Here is a 15,499-nt window from a genome sequence, read left to right as displayed (position 1 = left end):
TCTCCAATGATTCAATTTTACGCTTCCCCCACTTGACGGCCTTCTTTCAGCATCAGTATTTGACAACCTTGAGTGATGGATAACTATGCGCCTCGTGTCGCTGATCAAAAAAATAATTCGTTTTTCACTTCCGCCCCTGATCCTTGCCGCAGGAGTTGTTCTCATGCTGTTCCTGGTCAAGTCTCGTCCCGTCGCGAAAAAAGAGATTCCTGAATTCAAGGGACATCTGGTTCAGACACGAACCATGCACCCCACACAACATCAGATTGAAATCAAGGGGCATGGTGTGGTCAAAGCCTCACAACAGATGATTTTGACGCCACAAATTACAGGGACGATTCAATGGATCAATGAGAAACTGGATAAAGGAAAATTTTTCAGAAAAGGAGAAATCCTTATTTCCCTGAACCCGCTGAACAATGCTAATCTGGAGTTGACAGTGCTCAAAGCGCCGTTCAATGGAACCGTACAATCCTCAAATCTGACCATCGGACAATATATCACGCCCGGAACCCCGTTGGCCACGCTCGTCAACAGCGATACCGCTGAAGTGGTCATGGACTTGCCGCTCTCCCTGCTCAAATGGATCCCACAGCAGACACCACCAAACCAGATCAACGCCATTTCCATGATTTCCATGAAAACCGGCACAGACACCGAAACATGGCGAGCCATGGCACGCCGTTATCTGATGGGCGTGACCAACCAGGGAATGATGATGCAGATCATCCTGGAAGTTCAGGATCCCTTTCGCCTTTCTGACACACAGGCTCTGGTTCCCCTGTTTCTGGGAGCGTTTGTGGATGTGACAATTCCCGGACAGACACTGGAAAATGTCTATCCTGTGCCGATTGCGGCCCTGCATGGATCAGATACGGTCTGGCTGGTTAAGGAAGGCCTGCTATTCGTGCAACCAGTTCAGGTTATTTTCAAAAATATGGAGTTTGCTTTTGTGAAATCAGGGATCATGCCCGGTGATGAACTCATCACGTCACCACTGAAAGGTGCCTCCTCAGGATTAAAGGTCAGGATGGAACGTGTGGATTCCGCCCGGACCAATATCAGTCCGCAAACGGCAGGAGTGTCACTATGATTCGCTGGATGGCACAGAACAAGGTCGCGTCCAACTTGCTGATGTTCATGATTGTGGGCGCGGGATTGCTGATTGGAACGGATACCCGTCAGGAAGTTTTTCCGGAGTTTGATCTGGACAGTATCCAGATCGTCATCCCTTATCCGGGAGCCCCCCCCTCAGAAATCGAAGAAGCCTTGTGCATCCCGGTGGAAAAGGCGGTTCAATCCATTGATGGGATAAAAAAAATCCAGTCCTGGTCTTATGAAGGGGCAGGAAGATTGCTCCTTGAACTGGAGGCGGATTCAGATCAGGCCAAGGTTCTTGAAGAAGTCAAATACGCGGTTGACCGGATTACCACCATTCCGGAAGACGCTGAAGCCCCAATGGTTCAGCTCGTACAGATCAAACGTGGTGTGCTTTCGCTGGTCATTTATGGGGATGCTTCTCCACAAATTCTCAAAGAATGGTCTGAAATCGTTAAAGACACGTTGCTTCAAAATCCCGAAATCACACAGGCTGAAACAGCAGACAGTCTTGGTTCTGAAATCAGTATTGAAATTTCAGAAGCCCAGTTACGCAGATATCAGCTCACGCTCCCTCAAATTTCACAGATTATCCGTCAATACACGCTGGATCTTCCGGCCGGCAAGCTTAAAACGGCCGCGGGGGACATCCTGATCCGCACAAAATCACGAAGATACAGTGCTGCTGAATATGCTGAAATTCCTGTCATCACCGACTCTCAGGGGGTGGTGACTCTTGGAGAAATCGCCAACATTCAGGATACTCTGGAAGAATCGGATCTCAAAAAAACCTACAATGGATTTCCCGCAACGCTGATTGATGTCTACCGTGTTGGGGATCAAACACCTACCCGCATTTCAGAGGTTGTCCAGGAAATGCTGACAAGCCTCAATCCACGGCTTCCGGCATCTCTGCGTATTGCCATTCTCAATGATCGTTCCCGGATTCTTCAGGACAGGATCGATCTGCTGATGCGGAACCTGCGGATGGGACTGATCCTGGTGTTTGTGGTTCTGGCATTGTTCCTTGATGTCAAACTGTCCTTTTGGATCATGATGGGTATTCCTGTCGCGTTTCTGGGCGCATTGGGACTCATGCCGGCTCTTGGCGCGAGTATCAATATGATTTCATTGTTCGCGTATATTCTGATGTTGGGAATTGTGGTGGATGATGCCATTGTTGTCGGAGAGAATATTTATACCTACCAGGAAAAAGGCCTGACACCGGAACAGGCGGCTGTGGAAGGTGCCCGGGAGATCAGTATTCCAGTCGTCATGTCGGTTCTGACCACAATGGCCGCCTTCACGCCACTCTTTTTTGTACCGGGAACAACCGGCAAGTTTTTTGTCATCATTCCATATATTGTGATCATCATTCTTGGCTTTTCCCTGATTGAATCCTTGTTCATTCTTCCTGCGCATCTATCGCATCCTTCCCGTTGGAAATTCCCCGGTTCGGGTTTGCTCGAAATTGTAAGACGCTATGTCAGCAGAGGCCTTGAATTTGTCAGTCATAAAATTTATCTGGTGTCGCTCCGGATCGCGCTGGAATTCCGCTACACCTCCTTGGCCTTGGCGGTGTTCATGATTCTTTGCTCTGTGGGTTTTGTGGCTGGAGGACGTATGAAATTCACGTTCATGCCCAAGATTGACGCGGATGTGGTGCGGGCATCGTTGACCATGCCATTTGGAACCCCCGCTCATTTGACAGAGGCGGCCACCGCAAAAATGATTCAGGATGCGCAGGTCTTGATACGAAAATATGAAGACGAGAAAAAACATCCGGTTTCCACAGGCGTGTTCAGTGTGTCCGGCAATGGCGGCGGCAATGAGTCCAGTGTCAATGTGTACCTCAAGTCCTTGGACGAGCGTGGCTTTTCAGCCGCAGAATTTACCCGGAAATGGCAGACTCTCGTTGGAGAAATTCCAGGTGCGGAAGCGTTACAGTTTCGTTTCAGCACGGGTGCCGGCCCGGCAAACGATCTGGAAATTCAGATGTCCCATCCTGATTTTTTCATTCTGGACACACTGGTAAGTCGTCTGAAACAGGAAATGTCCCAATATCCCGGAGTGAGTAACATTGACGATAATCTTTCTGACGGAAAACCGGAAATCCAGTTGTCCTTGAGGCCGGAAGGTGTGTTGGCCGGATTCAATGAGCAGGGACTTACCCAGCAGATCCGTGCGGCATTTCAAGGCATTGAAGTCCTGAAATTCATCAGGGATCAGAATGAGGTGAACGTCAAATTGCGATATCCGATTGAGGAACGAAGCTGGTTTCAAAATCTGGAAACCATGATCGTGAGATCTCCGCAAGGACAGGAAATGCCACTGTTTCAGGTAGCTTTTCTGCGGAAAAATCAGGCCTTCAGTCAGATCGAACGGATTGATGGACAACGGATTGTCAATGTCTCAGCGTCTGTCGATGAGAATGTCAGCAACAGCAACGAAATTGTCCTTGGTCTTCAGTCCGGGATTGTGAAGGAACTCAAAGAGCAGTTTCCCCAGTTACACATTTCCTTTGAAGGTGCCAGCAGTGCACAAAAGGAATCCATGGACAGTCTGAAAAAATATGGAATTCTGGCACTGTTCATGATTTTCGGCTTATTGGCATTGCAATTCCGGAGTTATCTGCAACCGATCATCATCATGTCAGCGATTCCCTTTGGCGTCATTGGCGCAATCTGGGGACATTTTTTCATGGGCTATGATCTCAGTATCATCAGCATGATGGGAATTGTCGCTCTCACTGGAATTGTGGTCAATGACTCGTTGATCATGGTGGATTTTATCAATCAGGCACGAGAAAATGGTGAAACGCTGATTCAGTCGATTCTGGAGGCTGGTGTGCGGCGATTTCGCCCGATATTGCTCACCTCACTGACCACCTTTTTCGGTCTGATTCCAATGATTTTTGAGCAATCCCTGCAAGCCAGGTTCCTGATTCCCATGGCACTGAGTCTGGCTTTTGGTGTGATGTTCGCAACGGTCATCACCCTGGTGCTGATTCCTGTGCTGTATTTGATTCTGGATGACGCTGTGTCTTTTGTGAAAAAAACAACAGCATGGTTGTCTTCTCCTTTTCAGGAATCAGTGAGCTAATCATCTTGCACTCCATTGTTATTCCACTATGATGCACCTTTTTTGATGACTGAATTTAAAACGGGCGACCCGCCGGTCGCCCCTACCTTTCCGCATCACCCTAGACATGATGTAAGGGCGACCCGCCAGTCGCCCCTACCTGTTGATAGAAAGGCAAAATTAACCTGCTTGCCAGGCATCCTCCAACAAGGAATATTTCATGAGAATTATCAACATTTACAATCAAAAGCGTCCCGTTTTTTCAATTGAGATTTTTCCGCCGAAAACACCTGAGGGACTGCTGGCACTCAAAAATAAACTGATTCAGTTCAAGGATTTTCATCCTGATTATATTTCAGTGACTTATGGTGCTGGTGGCAGCACACGGAGCAATACCCATGAACTGGCTTCATACATTAAAAATTATCTTCAGATTGAGGCTACCGCACATCTCACCTGTGTGGCGCATACCCGGAATGAAATCGAAACGGTATTGGATGAACTGAAAGCTTCCAACATTGAAAACATTCTGGCGTTGAGAGGTGACCCACCTAAAGGGAATGAGCATTTTATTCCCCCCACGGGAGGGTTTTCCTATGCCAATGAATTGATTGAAGCGATTGTTCAGCGCAAACAGTTTGGCATTGGTGCGGCGGGCTATCCTGAAGGGCACATTGAAGCTGAAAGTCTGGCGTCAGATATCATGTACCTGAAGAAAAAGGTGGATGCTGGTGCGGAGTTTATCATTACCCAGTGTTTTATGGCTAATGATCTGTTTTTAAAATGGCGGGATCTAGTACGAAAACAGGGAATTCATGTGCCACTGATTCCCGGAATTCTGCCGGCACAGTCACTGGAACAAATCACCCGTTTTGCCGGAATGTGTGGGTGCCATCTTCCGGATTCCCTGCTGAACGCTTTGCAAACACACCAGCACGATGCCGAGGCCATGCGCCAGGTCGGACTGGATCATGCCCGGATACAGATTGAAGGATTATTGAAAGAAGGTATTGAGGGAATTCATTTGTATGCCCTCAACCGTCTGGACACTGTTGAAAAATTAGCGCCGGTTATTACGGGAAGTCCCTCAAAAGCTAAATGAGAGTGATGCCCGCCAGGGACTATTAACGTTAAAATCGCCTTGCGCAAGGGTCGTAGGCAATTGAAGTTCCAGCACGGGTTTATCCGGAAAATTGCTGGCTTGTCGCGGGCCGAGTTTGGGCAGAGGCGATTCAGGAATGATGGTCGGATCAAAACTGTATCCCCGAATGACCAGAACTATTCCAAAGCCATACCCCATGAATCCACCAAGTGTTGTGCCATAAATCAGGGATTGTCTGAAATCGACACTTTTATCCTGCATTGCATAGGCACTTCCCATCAGCGCCCCCCATGCGGAACCCAGCAAAGTGTTCCAGAACACTGATTGCATAACGGGAGGTTTGATGTTGGGTGCCACCGGTGCTGCCGCGGCGTTTGCGCCAGGTGCCGCATTCTGGGCAAAGGATAGCGTGACAGAAAAACAGAACAATGAAATCAGCAATAAAGATTTTAGAAGCTGTTTTTTCATAACGTGTTTAAAATTTAAAATTTACAAGATTCATCTTGAATGCCCGTGACGCAGACGATGCATAACGATTGGTGGGCGTGATTGATCTGTACAATTCACGCTGTCCCAGAAGTTGATTATAAAAATCCACATTGGGATCCTCACCGGGTGGATATACCAGAGATTGCCGAAGCACATAAAAACCAAGGCCGGCACCAAGCACGGCACCAATAACCACACCAACTTCCATCGCGTCCAGAAGTGGCGTCGGACCTAAAGGGTCTGTGACCCAAACAAGTATGCCCAGACCAGCTCCGGCGACTACACCGCCTAAGGTGAAACCCAATTCAACGTTCATCATCAGGGGGCCTCTTTCCTGAGCCTGTGCTGTATTGTTCAATACTGAAAAAATGACTAACAGACACAACAGGGATTTTGAAATTTTATTCCAGATTTCTGTTTTCATCGTACCTCATTATCCAATCTGGATGATATTATTTTGAATGTTCTTCTCATTCAGTGAATGGTAATTGCATTACCAGACCATGACTTATTCATTTAATTATACTGACCGAACTTGATCAGGAGATTGAGAGAATGCATATCCAACTCCATTTTGGACCTGTAATTCCAAAAAATCAAAAATTTATTCGAGTCATATCCATATTGCTGGTGATTTGTTATTTGTTACCAACATTGGCAGTGGCTCAACCCCCGGATCCCTGGGATAATTCTTCCGAAATCAATGATCTTTACCAGTTTCAGGATGAAGAAGATCTGCCTGATGAGGAAATGATGTTTGATGAGGAAGGATTTGACGGGGAAGATTCGTCTTTTTTTGGTGATCCGGAAAGTGCGGATGATCAATATCTGGATGATAGTTTGATTCCAGATGGTGCCGAAAAGGATTTGGAACTCGAATTATTGAGACAGAAACAACTTCTCCTGGAAGAAAAAATCAACGCCCCCCTCAACGTGGCGTTTGGCGCTGGAACCGGACTCATGATCGGTGGCTGGCTAGCTCTGCTCTCGGCGAGAAACAGTCGCGACACGTTGAGATCGATCGGTTTGGGAGTCGTGGTTGGTGGCATCATTGGTGCGGTGATTGGCACCCGTTCTGTGTGGGATCCTCGAGCGCCCAGACCTCCTAGCGCTATGGATGTTCCTGCCGGTGCATCTGTGGAACCTCCTGCAGGTCTTACTATTGCGTTTGGTTGGACGTTTTGATCATTCAGTTCGTCTTGATATATCTGAATAGGGATCTTTCCAGTTGTCTTTCATGGGTTCGAGTCCCATGTTCAGTGTACCAACCTGCTCAATCAAAGGGGTCAAAAACTCAGTGACCCAGATGCCATCAGGATAGACCAGCAATAATGGATAATATTCACGCTCTCCGAAATTGCGTTTAATTTGCTGGTTCAAAGCGGCTAGTTGGTGAAGATATTTTTTTAACTCACTGTTCTCACCTTTAAGTTCACCCAGCAGTTCTTCCAGCGAGAGTATTTTTTCCTGTTTCTCAAACAAATCATAATAACTCACCCTGTTATCGCGACAGCGAAAAATAATGGGCTGAACATAAGCAGGAGCGCCGGTCCATTCAATGGTAACGTGCTCCGTCTGTTGCTGAATGTCAGGAACACTTTCAAGAATGAAGGTGATGGAAATAAAGGCGAGGATACCCATGGTACACACCAGAACACTGAGAAACGGGAATAGTGAGACCATGGGAGATGCTGGACGTCGCTTCATGAATCTTTAGTCTCAACAGTGTGTTCCGTTTCCTGAAACTTTGTGAGATTTTCTGTAGCATTGCTCTTATCAGACTCTGCTGTATCCGCAGGCGTTTCGCCAAGAGTCTCTGCTACTGCTGTTGCGGAAGACGCTGATTCCGGTGTCGGCCCCTGTTGTTGCGATACGGTATCTTTTACCTGAAAAAACTGATTGCTGAAATCACGAACCAGGGGGTGAAGCCCTTCGATCTGATATTTGAGCGCTTCAGCATATTGGGTCACAGATGTTAGTAATGGACTGATCTGATTGACCCAGTTCTCTGAAAAACGCATGAGCTGATACAAATGTTCATCAGCCGTTTGTGAAGGTGTTTCATTGCCCGGATGAATGTGGAGATTGGGCAGAAGTTCTTCAAGGCAATATTCCTCAATGCCCAGCAACAGTCGTTCCTCTGCCTTGTGCAAAAACGAAGTGAGCATCATGATGGGAATCACAAACAGAAGTGCCAGAAACGTGGTATTGAATGCCAGCGAAAGGCCACTTGTAACCCCACCCAGCGCAGAACGCATCTGGCCACCGATATTGACAGAATCCAGTCCACGGATAAATTCGGAAAACTCCCCAATTGCGTCCCCGATGCCCATCACGGTCCCGATAAAGCCCAAAATAGGAATTGCCCAAATAAACACATTCAGCAGTACATAACCATTTTCCATGTGGTTGAAATCAATTTCAGCCTGATAATTCAGAATGCCATGCGCTTCTTCTTTTTTGGGAACGGCCTGGATATATTGCAATATTCTTCTGATTCGACGGTAGATGATCGTGGTCTGGTACGATTTGATTCCTGACTTCCGCAAAATATCGGTTATCTGATCGGATATTTTCCGGACATCCTGAACATAAATCCCCTGAATGATCAGTTCATGCATGGTGATTCCACGAAAAATTTCACTCGAACGACGTTGTGTACGATAAGTAAAATATTTGATCATGACCAGATAAAGTGACCATAAGCTCAAAGCCGTAATCGCTTCTGACACATGACCGGAAAATATTGTGGTCAGGTTCGCATTTTCACCATCGGCAAATTTAAGAAACAAATAGACCAGGGGCGTGGTCATGAGACTGAGCGCAAGTGCTTTGGTGGTATCCGTCTGATCATTGTAATTTTCAGCGGCCAGATAGCTCCCGCATTGAGCGCAGTAGATCGTGATTTCAGAATTATGCTTTCCACATTTTAAACATTTCATGGAGTGATCAATCGTTTAAGGTTGTCAAAATTGGTTGCGGGACAATGTAAATAAGAGCATCCTGTATTTCAAGCGATATTGCATGAATGTTGGCTTGACCTATGTTTTACAATGCATATTGTGTAAAACTCTTGCACTCTTCATTTGAAATATGACAACAGATCTATCAGATAGTGATGATATTTTCCGGGTCTGCTTCAAGTGTGTTTGCAACGAACATTACAATTTGTGACTATCCTTGTTCGCCAGATAGTATTCTTATTATGGAGATATGAAAATGTTTAAAAAAATTATCATAATCGCGGTCAGTGCTTTAATGATCAATGTGACAATCACATCCCAAAGTTATGCAGCCGGAATGAAACTTGTATTTGTTGATGCACTCTACGGAGGTGCGCTAGGAGCTGTAGTTGGTGCTTCTGTGTGGGCACTTGCCAATGATAGAAACAATGACAATGATGACAAGAATATGGCCCTTGAAGCCTATATAATCAAAGGAACAGCTCTGGGCGTTCTGGGTGGAATGGCCTATGGTTTTTATGAAAATGAATCTAAGGGAGGTGGTGCTTTTGGAGATTCTCAAAACAGCAGACCTCAGAATCTGGTCACATGGGATACTTCAAAAGATCTGATTGTGATTTCACCGGTACACGGTTTACCTGTTTTCAAGACAGGAGAGACCGCCTGGACATCATCATTACTAGGCATACGTTTCTAGTGTACTTCCAGTAATGAAACTCACATGAACAAGGGGAGCATGTCAGTGAAATGCTGTTTGTTTATTATCTTTGCCTTTTTTTTTCAGACGTCATCCTGGGCGTCACCACCTCAAGGTTGTGCCTCCACAGCGGCACTGGTGGTATCCTGGAATATTCCCCAATTTGAAAAACTTTCCGCGGAAAGTCTGAAAATTGTCGCTGAAACCATCAATGACGCGTCAATCGTCGGTTTTCAGGGACTTTCCAGTTCCAACAAGGGACTGCAGATCATGTCTGAACTGGATATTCAGTTGAGCGATCTGGGGTTTCTCTGGGATTATTCTGTCAGTGAAGGAACACGTGACGGCAGCGAACTCCGATACGTTTTTCTATGGAAAACCCGCTGGGTTAAAAAGGTCAGTACAAAGCTCACCAGTCAGTTGGAATCCATCCAACTCAATGACCCGTTTATCGGGGCTTTCAAGGTACAGGGACAAAGTCTCGCTTTAGTCAATTTCAATCTAATCGGCCGATCTGAAATTTTTGAAGAACGTATCAAACAATTTCTGGAACTCCATCAAAAACTATCTAAAAATCAGGGGGCTTTGGGTATTTTTGGATTCTGGGGACGATCCTTTGATGCTCCGGAATTTGCAAAATTCAAGGAAAACAAATTATTGCCTCTGATTAAAGAACCCGGTGATCTCAAAAAAAATGCCACCGACAAGGACTATTTAGCCTCCGGATTTAATAATGTTTTTTTTCAAGAGGCCAACATCTGTGCGACTGGTGTGATAGACATTGTCCCGAGCTATGGTCTGGGACAGGTTCAGAAAATCAGTTCGCATTTACCCCTTTATGTCTGGGTCGAGCTCTAAGCAGGAGTTCGACTCCGTTGACAGGCCCGGCAAATCAAGCCCTGTTTGTTTGATCTCCAGTTTCACTTCAATCATATCGCTTCATGAAATATGAAATAAAGGGTATGATTCCTGTATGAACCATCACGGTTGCACCTTGATCCACAATAAAACTCAGTCAGGAGGATTATGGCAGATAATAAAGCCGCGTTTTTTGGTCAGGACAATTTCAAGGGATTGCTCAAAGGCGATGAAGATGGTGATGTTTTCCATACGATCAAATTTCTCGAAGACGTTCCCATGATCCTGAATGTCGAAATCGGCCGAACAGAAATGACCATCAAAGAAGTGCTTAATCTGAAAAAAGGCTCTGTTGTCGAATTTAAAAAAATCGTTGGTGAACCCATGGATGTTTTAGTGGCAGACAGACTCATGGCCCGGGGCGAAGTGGTGGTTGTCAACGAACGCTATGGAATACGGATCAGTGAAGTGACTCGTCCAGACGAAAAAATTGGGGATCGTCGTGAATAACACTAGCAAAATAAATTTGTTTTATCGTACCTGCAAATTGGCCGGTTATTTGCTATAGACTTATGAATTATTAAATTCTTTTTGGCACCTTTCAAAAAGACTGAATTTCAGTTTACAGTTTGCCCTTCAATGTCTTGCCTGCGCGGAAACGACAGCAAAGTGTCAACTACTTTTGAAAGGGGCCTTCTTTTTCATGGAATGGTTTCAATGCCAACTAAAGAAGTATGGGCCGTAGGTGGGGGTAAAGGTGGGGTAGGGAAAAGTTTTCTTACCGGAAATCTGGGTATCGCACTGGCACAAAAAGGCTATAGTGTGGTCATGGCCGACATGGATCTTGGTGGAGCAAATCTGCATACATGTCTCGGTATCAATAATCCGGAAAAGGGACTTTCTGATTTTGTCAACCGCGAAATGACAACCATCGAGGATATTCTGATTCCAACACCAATCAACGGTGTTCGATTGATCAGCGGCGCACAGGATGGACTGGACATCGCCAATCCCCGACATGCCCAGAAATTAAGAATTTTGAAAGCAATCCAGAATATTGATGTGGATTATGTATTGTTGGACCTTGGTGCTGGCACGGCTTTCAATACAATCGATTTTTTTCTGTCAGCTAATTCACAGATTATCGTCGTGGTGCCTGAACCAACTTCCATTGAGAACGCGTATCGATTCATTAAAAGCGCGTTTTACAGGAAAATACGCCACAGCAGTCCATCGTCCAGAATACGAACTCTGGTGGATCAAGTCATGAACCGGAATAATCAGTATGGTATTCGCACACCACGGGAATTGCTGGAATATTTGAAGCAACAGGATGAAGAAGTTGCTGAGTTTATTGACCGCCAGGCGAATGAATTCAGACCGCGCCTTATTCTCAATCAGGTTCGATCCGCAAATGACATCAAAATTGGTTTTGCCATGGACAACGCCTGCGTCAAATATTTCGGTATCCATATCGATTTTGCGGGTTATGTGGAACATGATGAGATTGTCTGGAAATCTGTCTTGCAACGTAAACCTGTCCTGATGAACGCGCCAGATTCCATTGTCGCAAAAAGGATCAGCATGATCTGTAATAATCTGATTCAGAACCGACAATTGAAGCCACAAATGTACTATAAAAATCCATGAGCATCTTATGCAATTAGAGACAGTTCAAGATATTGAGAACTTCTATCAAATCCTCAACTTGTCATACAAGGCAACCACTGAAGAAGTTCGTATTGCCTATGAAATGGCCATGCAGACCTTTCACGAAAATTCACTTGCGACGTACTCGCTCTTTTCTGACGAAGAAAATGATCAGATCTTACGAAGAATTTCTTTGGCCTACATGACGTTAAAAGATCCTGTTTCACGCCGTGAATACGATCAAAAATTATTCCGAACTGCCAATGAGCCAGCAGAAGTAACCGGAACTCAAGAAACTTTACCGTCCAGTACCTCTATTCAAAACACGAATCTGACCAATGATTATCATATACTTGCGGTAAGAGCCGACCAAACCGTTCATACGGCCTATGAACTTCCCCAGAAAACGGTAATGTCTGGAAATATTTTCCCCAGAAAATCCTATAAGATTGATCGACCGTCAGTGCCTGTTCAGGAATATCCATATCCTGAAAAAGAGGTTGGAACCACCGTAGTACAAAACATTGATAAACAGATACCAATTCCAGTCTTCAAAGAAAGCAGTCCGAAAAAAACGCCCGAACAGGCCTCGGATCAAATGCTGCATGCGAATATGCTGAAACGTGAGGAGAACCGGAGAAATCTTATTTCCAAAAATCAGGTAGCGGATGAAACTATTCAGAAATTTCTGGATTCAGTGATGACGTTCGATGGGGAAATCTTAAAGCATATCCGGGAACTTAAACATATCACATTACATGAAGTTTCTATGGAAACCTGTATTCGGGAACATTTTTTACAGGCGATTGAACAAAACGATTTTCCTGAATTTAAAGCGATAGTCTACCTGAGGGGATATCTCAATGGGTATGTCAAGGCTCTGCAACTTCCACTTGAAAAAGTAGTGTCAGATTATGTGAAGAGCTATGAAGAATGGGCCAGAGTAAAAAAGAAAAAATAGATGCCAAAGTCTTCAATAAGCCGGGTTCTGTACCATTGGAAATGGTCACAGCCATTTATCTGGAGTTGCTGTTACCAACAACTTCTTGCGTCCTACCCAACCGCCAGGCGAGCCACCTGAATGCGATTATATTTGGACTTGCAACGAGTGGGGTTTTCATTGCCAGTGCTGTTACCAGCCCTGCGGTAGGCTCTTACCCTGCCATTTCAACCTTACCTGTGCGAATTGCCATCGGCGGTATATTTTCTGTTGCACTTTCCGTCAGATCACTCTGCCTGGCCGTTAGCCAGCACTACGCTCTGTGTTGCCCGGACTTTCCTCCAGCATCTTGCGATACCAGCGACTGTGTTTCAGGCTTTGGCCCCCTCACCTTAATTCGTTTGAAAGGATCTTGCAAGCATGGATAACCGTAGCCTGGGAATTTTGCTGGAATTGTCCTTTTATGCCTATCTGCTGGTGATTGTTACCGGCATTATTTTGCTGGTGAGTTTTGTCCGATGGCTTACTGGAGAAAAAGACCCACTGGCTGTGTTCCCTCATAAAAAAACGCCCGAATTCAAAACACTCAAGGAATTGCTGAAATTAAGAAAAATTTCTGAAGCGCAAGCGAATACAAAAGAATTGGAAGAATTATTCCAACTCACTGAAAAATACAGGGAACGCTTCAAACAGGAACAACAGGAATATGACAAAGGGTGTCATCATCGTGAGATGCTCTGGCATCAGATGCATCAATTGTTTGAGTCTCTGCCATGGTGGCGAAAACTTGCCGGTCGCTCAAAATGCAAGGAATATCAGGAACTGCTGAAAAAATATCAATGGGTACAAACCAAAATTGAAGACGAAATCAGGCATCTTGAAGTGGTGGATGACATGAGCTTCAACGAATTGAAACACAAGGCAACAATAAACTTCTGAAAAGATACGCCAATGAATCACGCTGTAGAAATTACGATTGAAATTTCCGGGTTAAAACTGGCCGCGAAACGGTGGGGAATCGCGGGCAATCCACCGATTCTTGCCTTGCATGGCTGGCTGGATAATGCAGGGACGTATGACCTGTTGGCTCCATTGCTGGATGACTTTGAAGTTGTGGCTGTTGATTTTCCCGGAAATGGCTGGTCGGAATCGTTCCCTGAAGGCACTTTTTTCCACTTCATTGATCTGGTACAACTGGTGATCGAAATTGCTCATCAACTGGGATGGGATCAGTTCATCCTGATGGGACATTCAATGGGGGCAGGTGTTGCCACTCTTACAGCAGGAACTATTCCCGAAAGGATTTCCCTACTGATTCTGATTGAGGGACTTGGTCCGTTAACAGAATTGCCCCAAGCCGCACCGCAATTGTTAAGGGACTCCATTACCCAATGGCAATTGCACAAAACCAGAGAATTGAAACCATCGGTCATAGCACTGGAGCAGGCTGTTAAAATCAGACAGAAGGCGGGAAATCTTTCTGAACAGGCGGCAAGGCCTCTGGCACAACGAGGCACCATTGCTTGTGAGAATGGCGTTACCTGGAATCTGGATCGTCGATGGAAAGTGCCGTCTCGTCTCAGACTGACTCAAGAACAGGTGTTGGCCTTTATCGACGAAATAACAGCTCCTGTGCTGTTACTGACGTCAGATACAGGTTTTGTTCCACAACGGGATGCTATGGAAATACGATATCAGCATGTAAAAAACCTAACTCATGTTTCCTTATCTGGTGGGCATCACTTGCACCTGGAAAATCCAGAGGTTACGGCTACCACTATCAAAAAATTTCTTGCACAAAGGTAATGAGTTAGAGATGAACAAAGACGATCGCTGTTTAAACGATCGTCTTTCAGGTTATCTTAAATCAGATGCGAATCAAAGATTTCCAGAAACGTCGACTGGTCTGACGTCCCATCTCGGCGATGGATTCTGTGAGGGGAATGGACTTGGGGCAAACTTCCACACAGTTTTTGGCTTTGCCACAATCAGCGACTCCACCTTTCTGCATGAGAGCGTCCAGACGTTCATCCGCATTGTATTCTCCCGTGGGATTCATATTGAACAACCGCGCCTGGCTGATTGCGGCCGCACCAATGAAATCACCACCCTTGGTGAACTGCGGGCATGCTTCCACACAACAACCGCAAGTCATGCATTCTGAAAGCTTATACGCCACTTGCTGTTGTTTCTCAGGAATTTTGGGACCAGTGCCTAAATCATGGAATCCATCCACATTGATCCAGGCCTTCACACGTTTCAGGGCTTCAAACATTCTGGAACGGTCCACCATCAGATCCCGAACCACCGGAAACTTGCTCATGGGTTGCAGTGTGATCGGCTCTTCAAGTTTATCAACCAGTGTACTGCAAGATTGACGGACTTTTCCGTTGATCACCATGGTGCAGGCGCCACAGACTTCTTCCAGACAATTACAATCCCAAACCACGGGAGTGACCTGTTGGCCTTCTGTCGTGACAGGCTTTTTTCGAATGTCCATCAGACAGGAAATAATATTCGCATTGGGTTTGCGCGGAATCACAAATGTTTGCCAGTAAGGCTGGCTACTTTGTGAATCCTGGCGCTGAATTTTAATTGTGACTGTTTTTTCAGACATTTTA

At 45.6% G+C, this 15,499-nt stretch carries 16 protein-coding genes and 1 other RNA gene; 11 read left to right on the top strand and 6 right to left on the bottom strand.

Features of this window, described 5'->3' with window-relative positions; translation table 11 throughout:
- Positions 1–85 precede the first annotated feature (85 nt).
- The 3 genes from HQM11_13145 to metF all read left to right on the top strand — a co-directional run bounded on the left by HQM11_13145 (position 86) and on the right by metF (position 5,281).
- Positions 86–1,093 carry an HlyD family efflux transporter periplasmic adaptor subunit gene (locus tag HQM11_13145; GenBank protein ID MBF0351972.1) on the top strand — a complete coding sequence of 336 codons (1,008 nt, stop codon included), beginning with the start codon at positions 86–88 and terminating at the stop codon, positions 1,091–1,093.
- Positions 1,090–4,200, top strand: coding sequence for an efflux RND transporter permease subunit (locus HQM11_13140; GenBank protein MBF0351971.1), 3,111 nt, complete (start codon positions 1,090–1,092; stop codon positions 4,198–4,200). Before HQM11_13145 ends, HQM11_13140 begins: the two co-directional genes overlap by 4 nt.
- Positions 4,201–4,399: 199 nt before the next feature.
- A complete protein-coding gene (gene metF, locus HQM11_13135; GenBank protein MBF0351970.1) occupies positions 4,400–5,281 on the top strand; it encodes a methylenetetrahydrofolate reductase [NAD(P)H] in 882 nt (293 codons plus the stop codon).
- On the opposite strand, the gene HQM11_13130 is transcribed toward metF, so the two are convergent.
- On the bottom strand, positions 5,267–5,749 hold the full coding sequence (locus HQM11_13130) for a hypothetical protein (protein MBF0351969.1): 483 nt from the start codon (positions 5,747–5,749) through the stop codon (positions 5,267–5,269). The genes metF and HQM11_13130 overlap by 15 nt on opposite strands.
- 7 nt (positions 5,750–5,756) lie before the next feature.
- The gene (locus HQM11_13125; GenBank protein MBF0351968.1) at positions 5,757–6,194 is read right to left on the bottom strand and encodes a hypothetical protein; all 438 of its coding nucleotides are present in this window, start codon (positions 6,192–6,194) and stop codon (positions 5,757–5,759) included.
- Positions 6,195–6,325: 131 nt separating this feature from the next.
- Between HQM11_13125 and HQM11_13120 the strand changes: the two genes are divergently transcribed.
- A complete protein-coding gene (locus HQM11_13120; protein ID MBF0351967.1) occupies positions 6,326–6,955 on the top strand; it encodes a hypothetical protein in 630 nt (209 codons plus the stop codon).
- Here the strand turns inward: HQM11_13120 and HQM11_13115 are convergent, their stop codons facing one another.
- Positions 6,956–7,477, bottom strand: coding sequence for a hypothetical protein (locus HQM11_13115; protein ID MBF0351966.1), 522 nt, complete (start codon positions 7,475–7,477; stop codon positions 6,956–6,958).
- A complete protein-coding gene (locus HQM11_13110) occupies positions 7,474–8,712 on the bottom strand; it encodes a MotA/TolQ/ExbB proton channel family protein (GenBank protein ID MBF0351965.1) in 1,239 nt (412 codons plus the stop codon). The genes HQM11_13115 and HQM11_13110 overlap by 4 nt, the downstream gene beginning before the upstream one ends.
- 271 nt (positions 8,713–8,983) lie before the next feature.
- On the opposite strand from HQM11_13110, the gene HQM11_13105 reads away from it, so the two are divergent.
- The 5 genes from HQM11_13105 to HQM11_13085 all read left to right on the top strand — a co-directional run bounded on the left by HQM11_13105 (position 8,984) and on the right by HQM11_13085 (position 12,899).
- Positions 8,984–9,430, top strand: coding sequence for a hypothetical protein (locus tag HQM11_13105; protein MBF0351964.1), 447 nt, complete (start codon positions 8,984–8,986; stop codon positions 9,428–9,430).
- A gap of 39 nt (positions 9,431–9,469) precedes the next feature.
- Complete coding sequence (locus HQM11_13100) at positions 9,470–10,288, top strand: hypothetical protein (GenBank protein ID MBF0351963.1); 819 nt, start codon at positions 9,470–9,472, stop codon at positions 10,286–10,288.
- 168 nt (positions 10,289–10,456) lie between these two features.
- Entirely contained in the window at positions 10,457–10,798 is a 342-nt protein-coding gene (gene fliN, locus HQM11_13095; protein MBF0351962.1) for a flagellar motor switch protein FliN, read from the top strand.
- Between the two features lie 207 nt (positions 10,799–11,005).
- The gene (locus HQM11_13090; GenBank protein MBF0351961.1) at positions 11,006–11,938 is read left to right on the top strand and encodes a P-loop NTPase; all 933 of its coding nucleotides are present in this window, start codon (positions 11,006–11,008) and stop codon (positions 11,936–11,938) included.
- 7 nt (positions 11,939–11,945) lie between these two features.
- Positions 11,946–12,899, top strand: a complete 954-nt coding sequence (locus HQM11_13085; protein MBF0351960.1) for a helix-turn-helix domain-containing protein — start codon at positions 11,946–11,948, stop codon at positions 12,897–12,899.
- Here the strand turns inward: HQM11_13085 and rnpB are convergent.
- An RNA gene (gene rnpB, locus HQM11_13080) (RNase P RNA component class A) lies at positions 12,900–13,259 on the bottom strand.
- Positions 13,260–13,298: 39 nt separating this feature from the next.
- On the opposite strand from rnpB, the gene HQM11_13075 reads away from it, so the two are divergent.
- Together HQM11_13075 and HQM11_13070 are read left to right on the top strand one after the other, a co-directional pair.
- Positions 13,299–13,817, top strand: a complete 519-nt coding sequence (locus HQM11_13075; GenBank protein ID MBF0351959.1) for a hypothetical protein — start codon at positions 13,299–13,301, stop codon at positions 13,815–13,817.
- 12 nt (positions 13,818–13,829) lie between these two features.
- The gene (locus tag HQM11_13070) at positions 13,830–14,684 is read left to right on the top strand and encodes an alpha/beta hydrolase (GenBank protein MBF0351958.1); all 855 of its coding nucleotides are present in this window, start codon (positions 13,830–13,832) and stop codon (positions 14,682–14,684) included.
- Between the two features lie 61 nt (positions 14,685–14,745).
- On the opposite strand, the gene sdhB is transcribed toward HQM11_13070, so the two are convergent.
- The gene (gene sdhB / locus HQM11_13065) at positions 14,746–15,495 is read right to left on the bottom strand and encodes a succinate dehydrogenase iron-sulfur subunit (GenBank protein MBF0351957.1); all 750 of its coding nucleotides are present in this window, start codon (positions 15,493–15,495) and stop codon (positions 14,746–14,748) included.
- Positions 15,496–15,499 lie beyond the last annotated feature (4 nt).

Source organism: SAR324 cluster bacterium (assembly GCA_015232315.1).
Taxonomy (GTDB): Bacteria; SAR324; SAR324; order SAR324; family NAC60-12; genus JADFZZ01.
The sequence above is the reverse complement of the archived record's forward strand: the minus strand, read 5'-3'. Positions and strand labels throughout refer to the sequence as shown.

Coding starts and splice junctions, on each gene's coding strand:
- HQM11_13070 (MBF0351958.1), top strand. CDS start 13,830: ATGAATCACGCTGTAGAAATTACGATTGAAATTTCCGGGTTAAAACTG.
- HQM11_13125 (MBF0351968.1), bottom strand. CDS start 6,194: ATGAAAACAGAAATCTGGAATAAAATTTCAAAATCCCTGTTGTGTCTG.
- HQM11_13100 (MBF0351963.1), top strand. CDS start 9,470: ATGTCAGTGAAATGCTGTTTGTTTATTATCTTTGCCTTTTTTTTTCAG.
- sdhB (MBF0351957.1), bottom strand. CDS start 15,495: ATGTCTGAAAAAACAGTCACAATTAAAATTCAGCGCCAGGATTCACAA.
- HQM11_13145 (MBF0351972.1), top strand. CDS start 86: ATGCGCCTCGTGTCGCTGATCAAAAAAATAATTCGTTTTTCACTTCCG.
- HQM11_13115 (MBF0351966.1), bottom strand. CDS start 7,477: ATGAAGCGACGTCCAGCATCTCCCATGGTCTCACTATTCCCGTTTCTC.
- metF (MBF0351970.1), top strand. CDS start 4,400: ATGAGAATTATCAACATTTACAATCAAAAGCGTCCCGTTTTTTCAATT.
- HQM11_13120 (MBF0351967.1), top strand. CDS start 6,326: ATGCATATCCAACTCCATTTTGGACCTGTAATTCCAAAAAATCAAAAA.
- HQM11_13075 (MBF0351959.1), top strand. CDS start 13,299: ATGGATAACCGTAGCCTGGGAATTTTGCTGGAATTGTCCTTTTATGCC.
- HQM11_13105 (MBF0351964.1), top strand. CDS start 8,984: ATGAAAATGTTTAAAAAAATTATCATAATCGCGGTCAGTGCTTTAATG.
- HQM11_13130 (MBF0351969.1), bottom strand. CDS start 5,749: ATGAAAAAACAGCTTCTAAAATCTTTATTGCTGATTTCATTGTTCTGT.
- HQM11_13090 (MBF0351961.1), top strand. CDS start 11,006: ATGCCAACTAAAGAAGTATGGGCCGTAGGTGGGGGTAAAGGTGGGGTA.
- HQM11_13085 (MBF0351960.1), top strand. CDS start 11,946: ATGCAATTAGAGACAGTTCAAGATATTGAGAACTTCTATCAAATCCTC.
- HQM11_13140 (MBF0351971.1), top strand. CDS start 1,090: ATGATTCGCTGGATGGCACAGAACAAGGTCGCGTCCAACTTGCTGATG.
- fliN (MBF0351962.1), top strand. CDS start 10,457: ATGGCAGATAATAAAGCCGCGTTTTTTGGTCAGGACAATTTCAAGGGA.
- HQM11_13110 (MBF0351965.1), bottom strand. CDS start 8,712: ATGAAATGTTTAAAATGTGGAAAGCATAATTCTGAAATCACGATCTAC.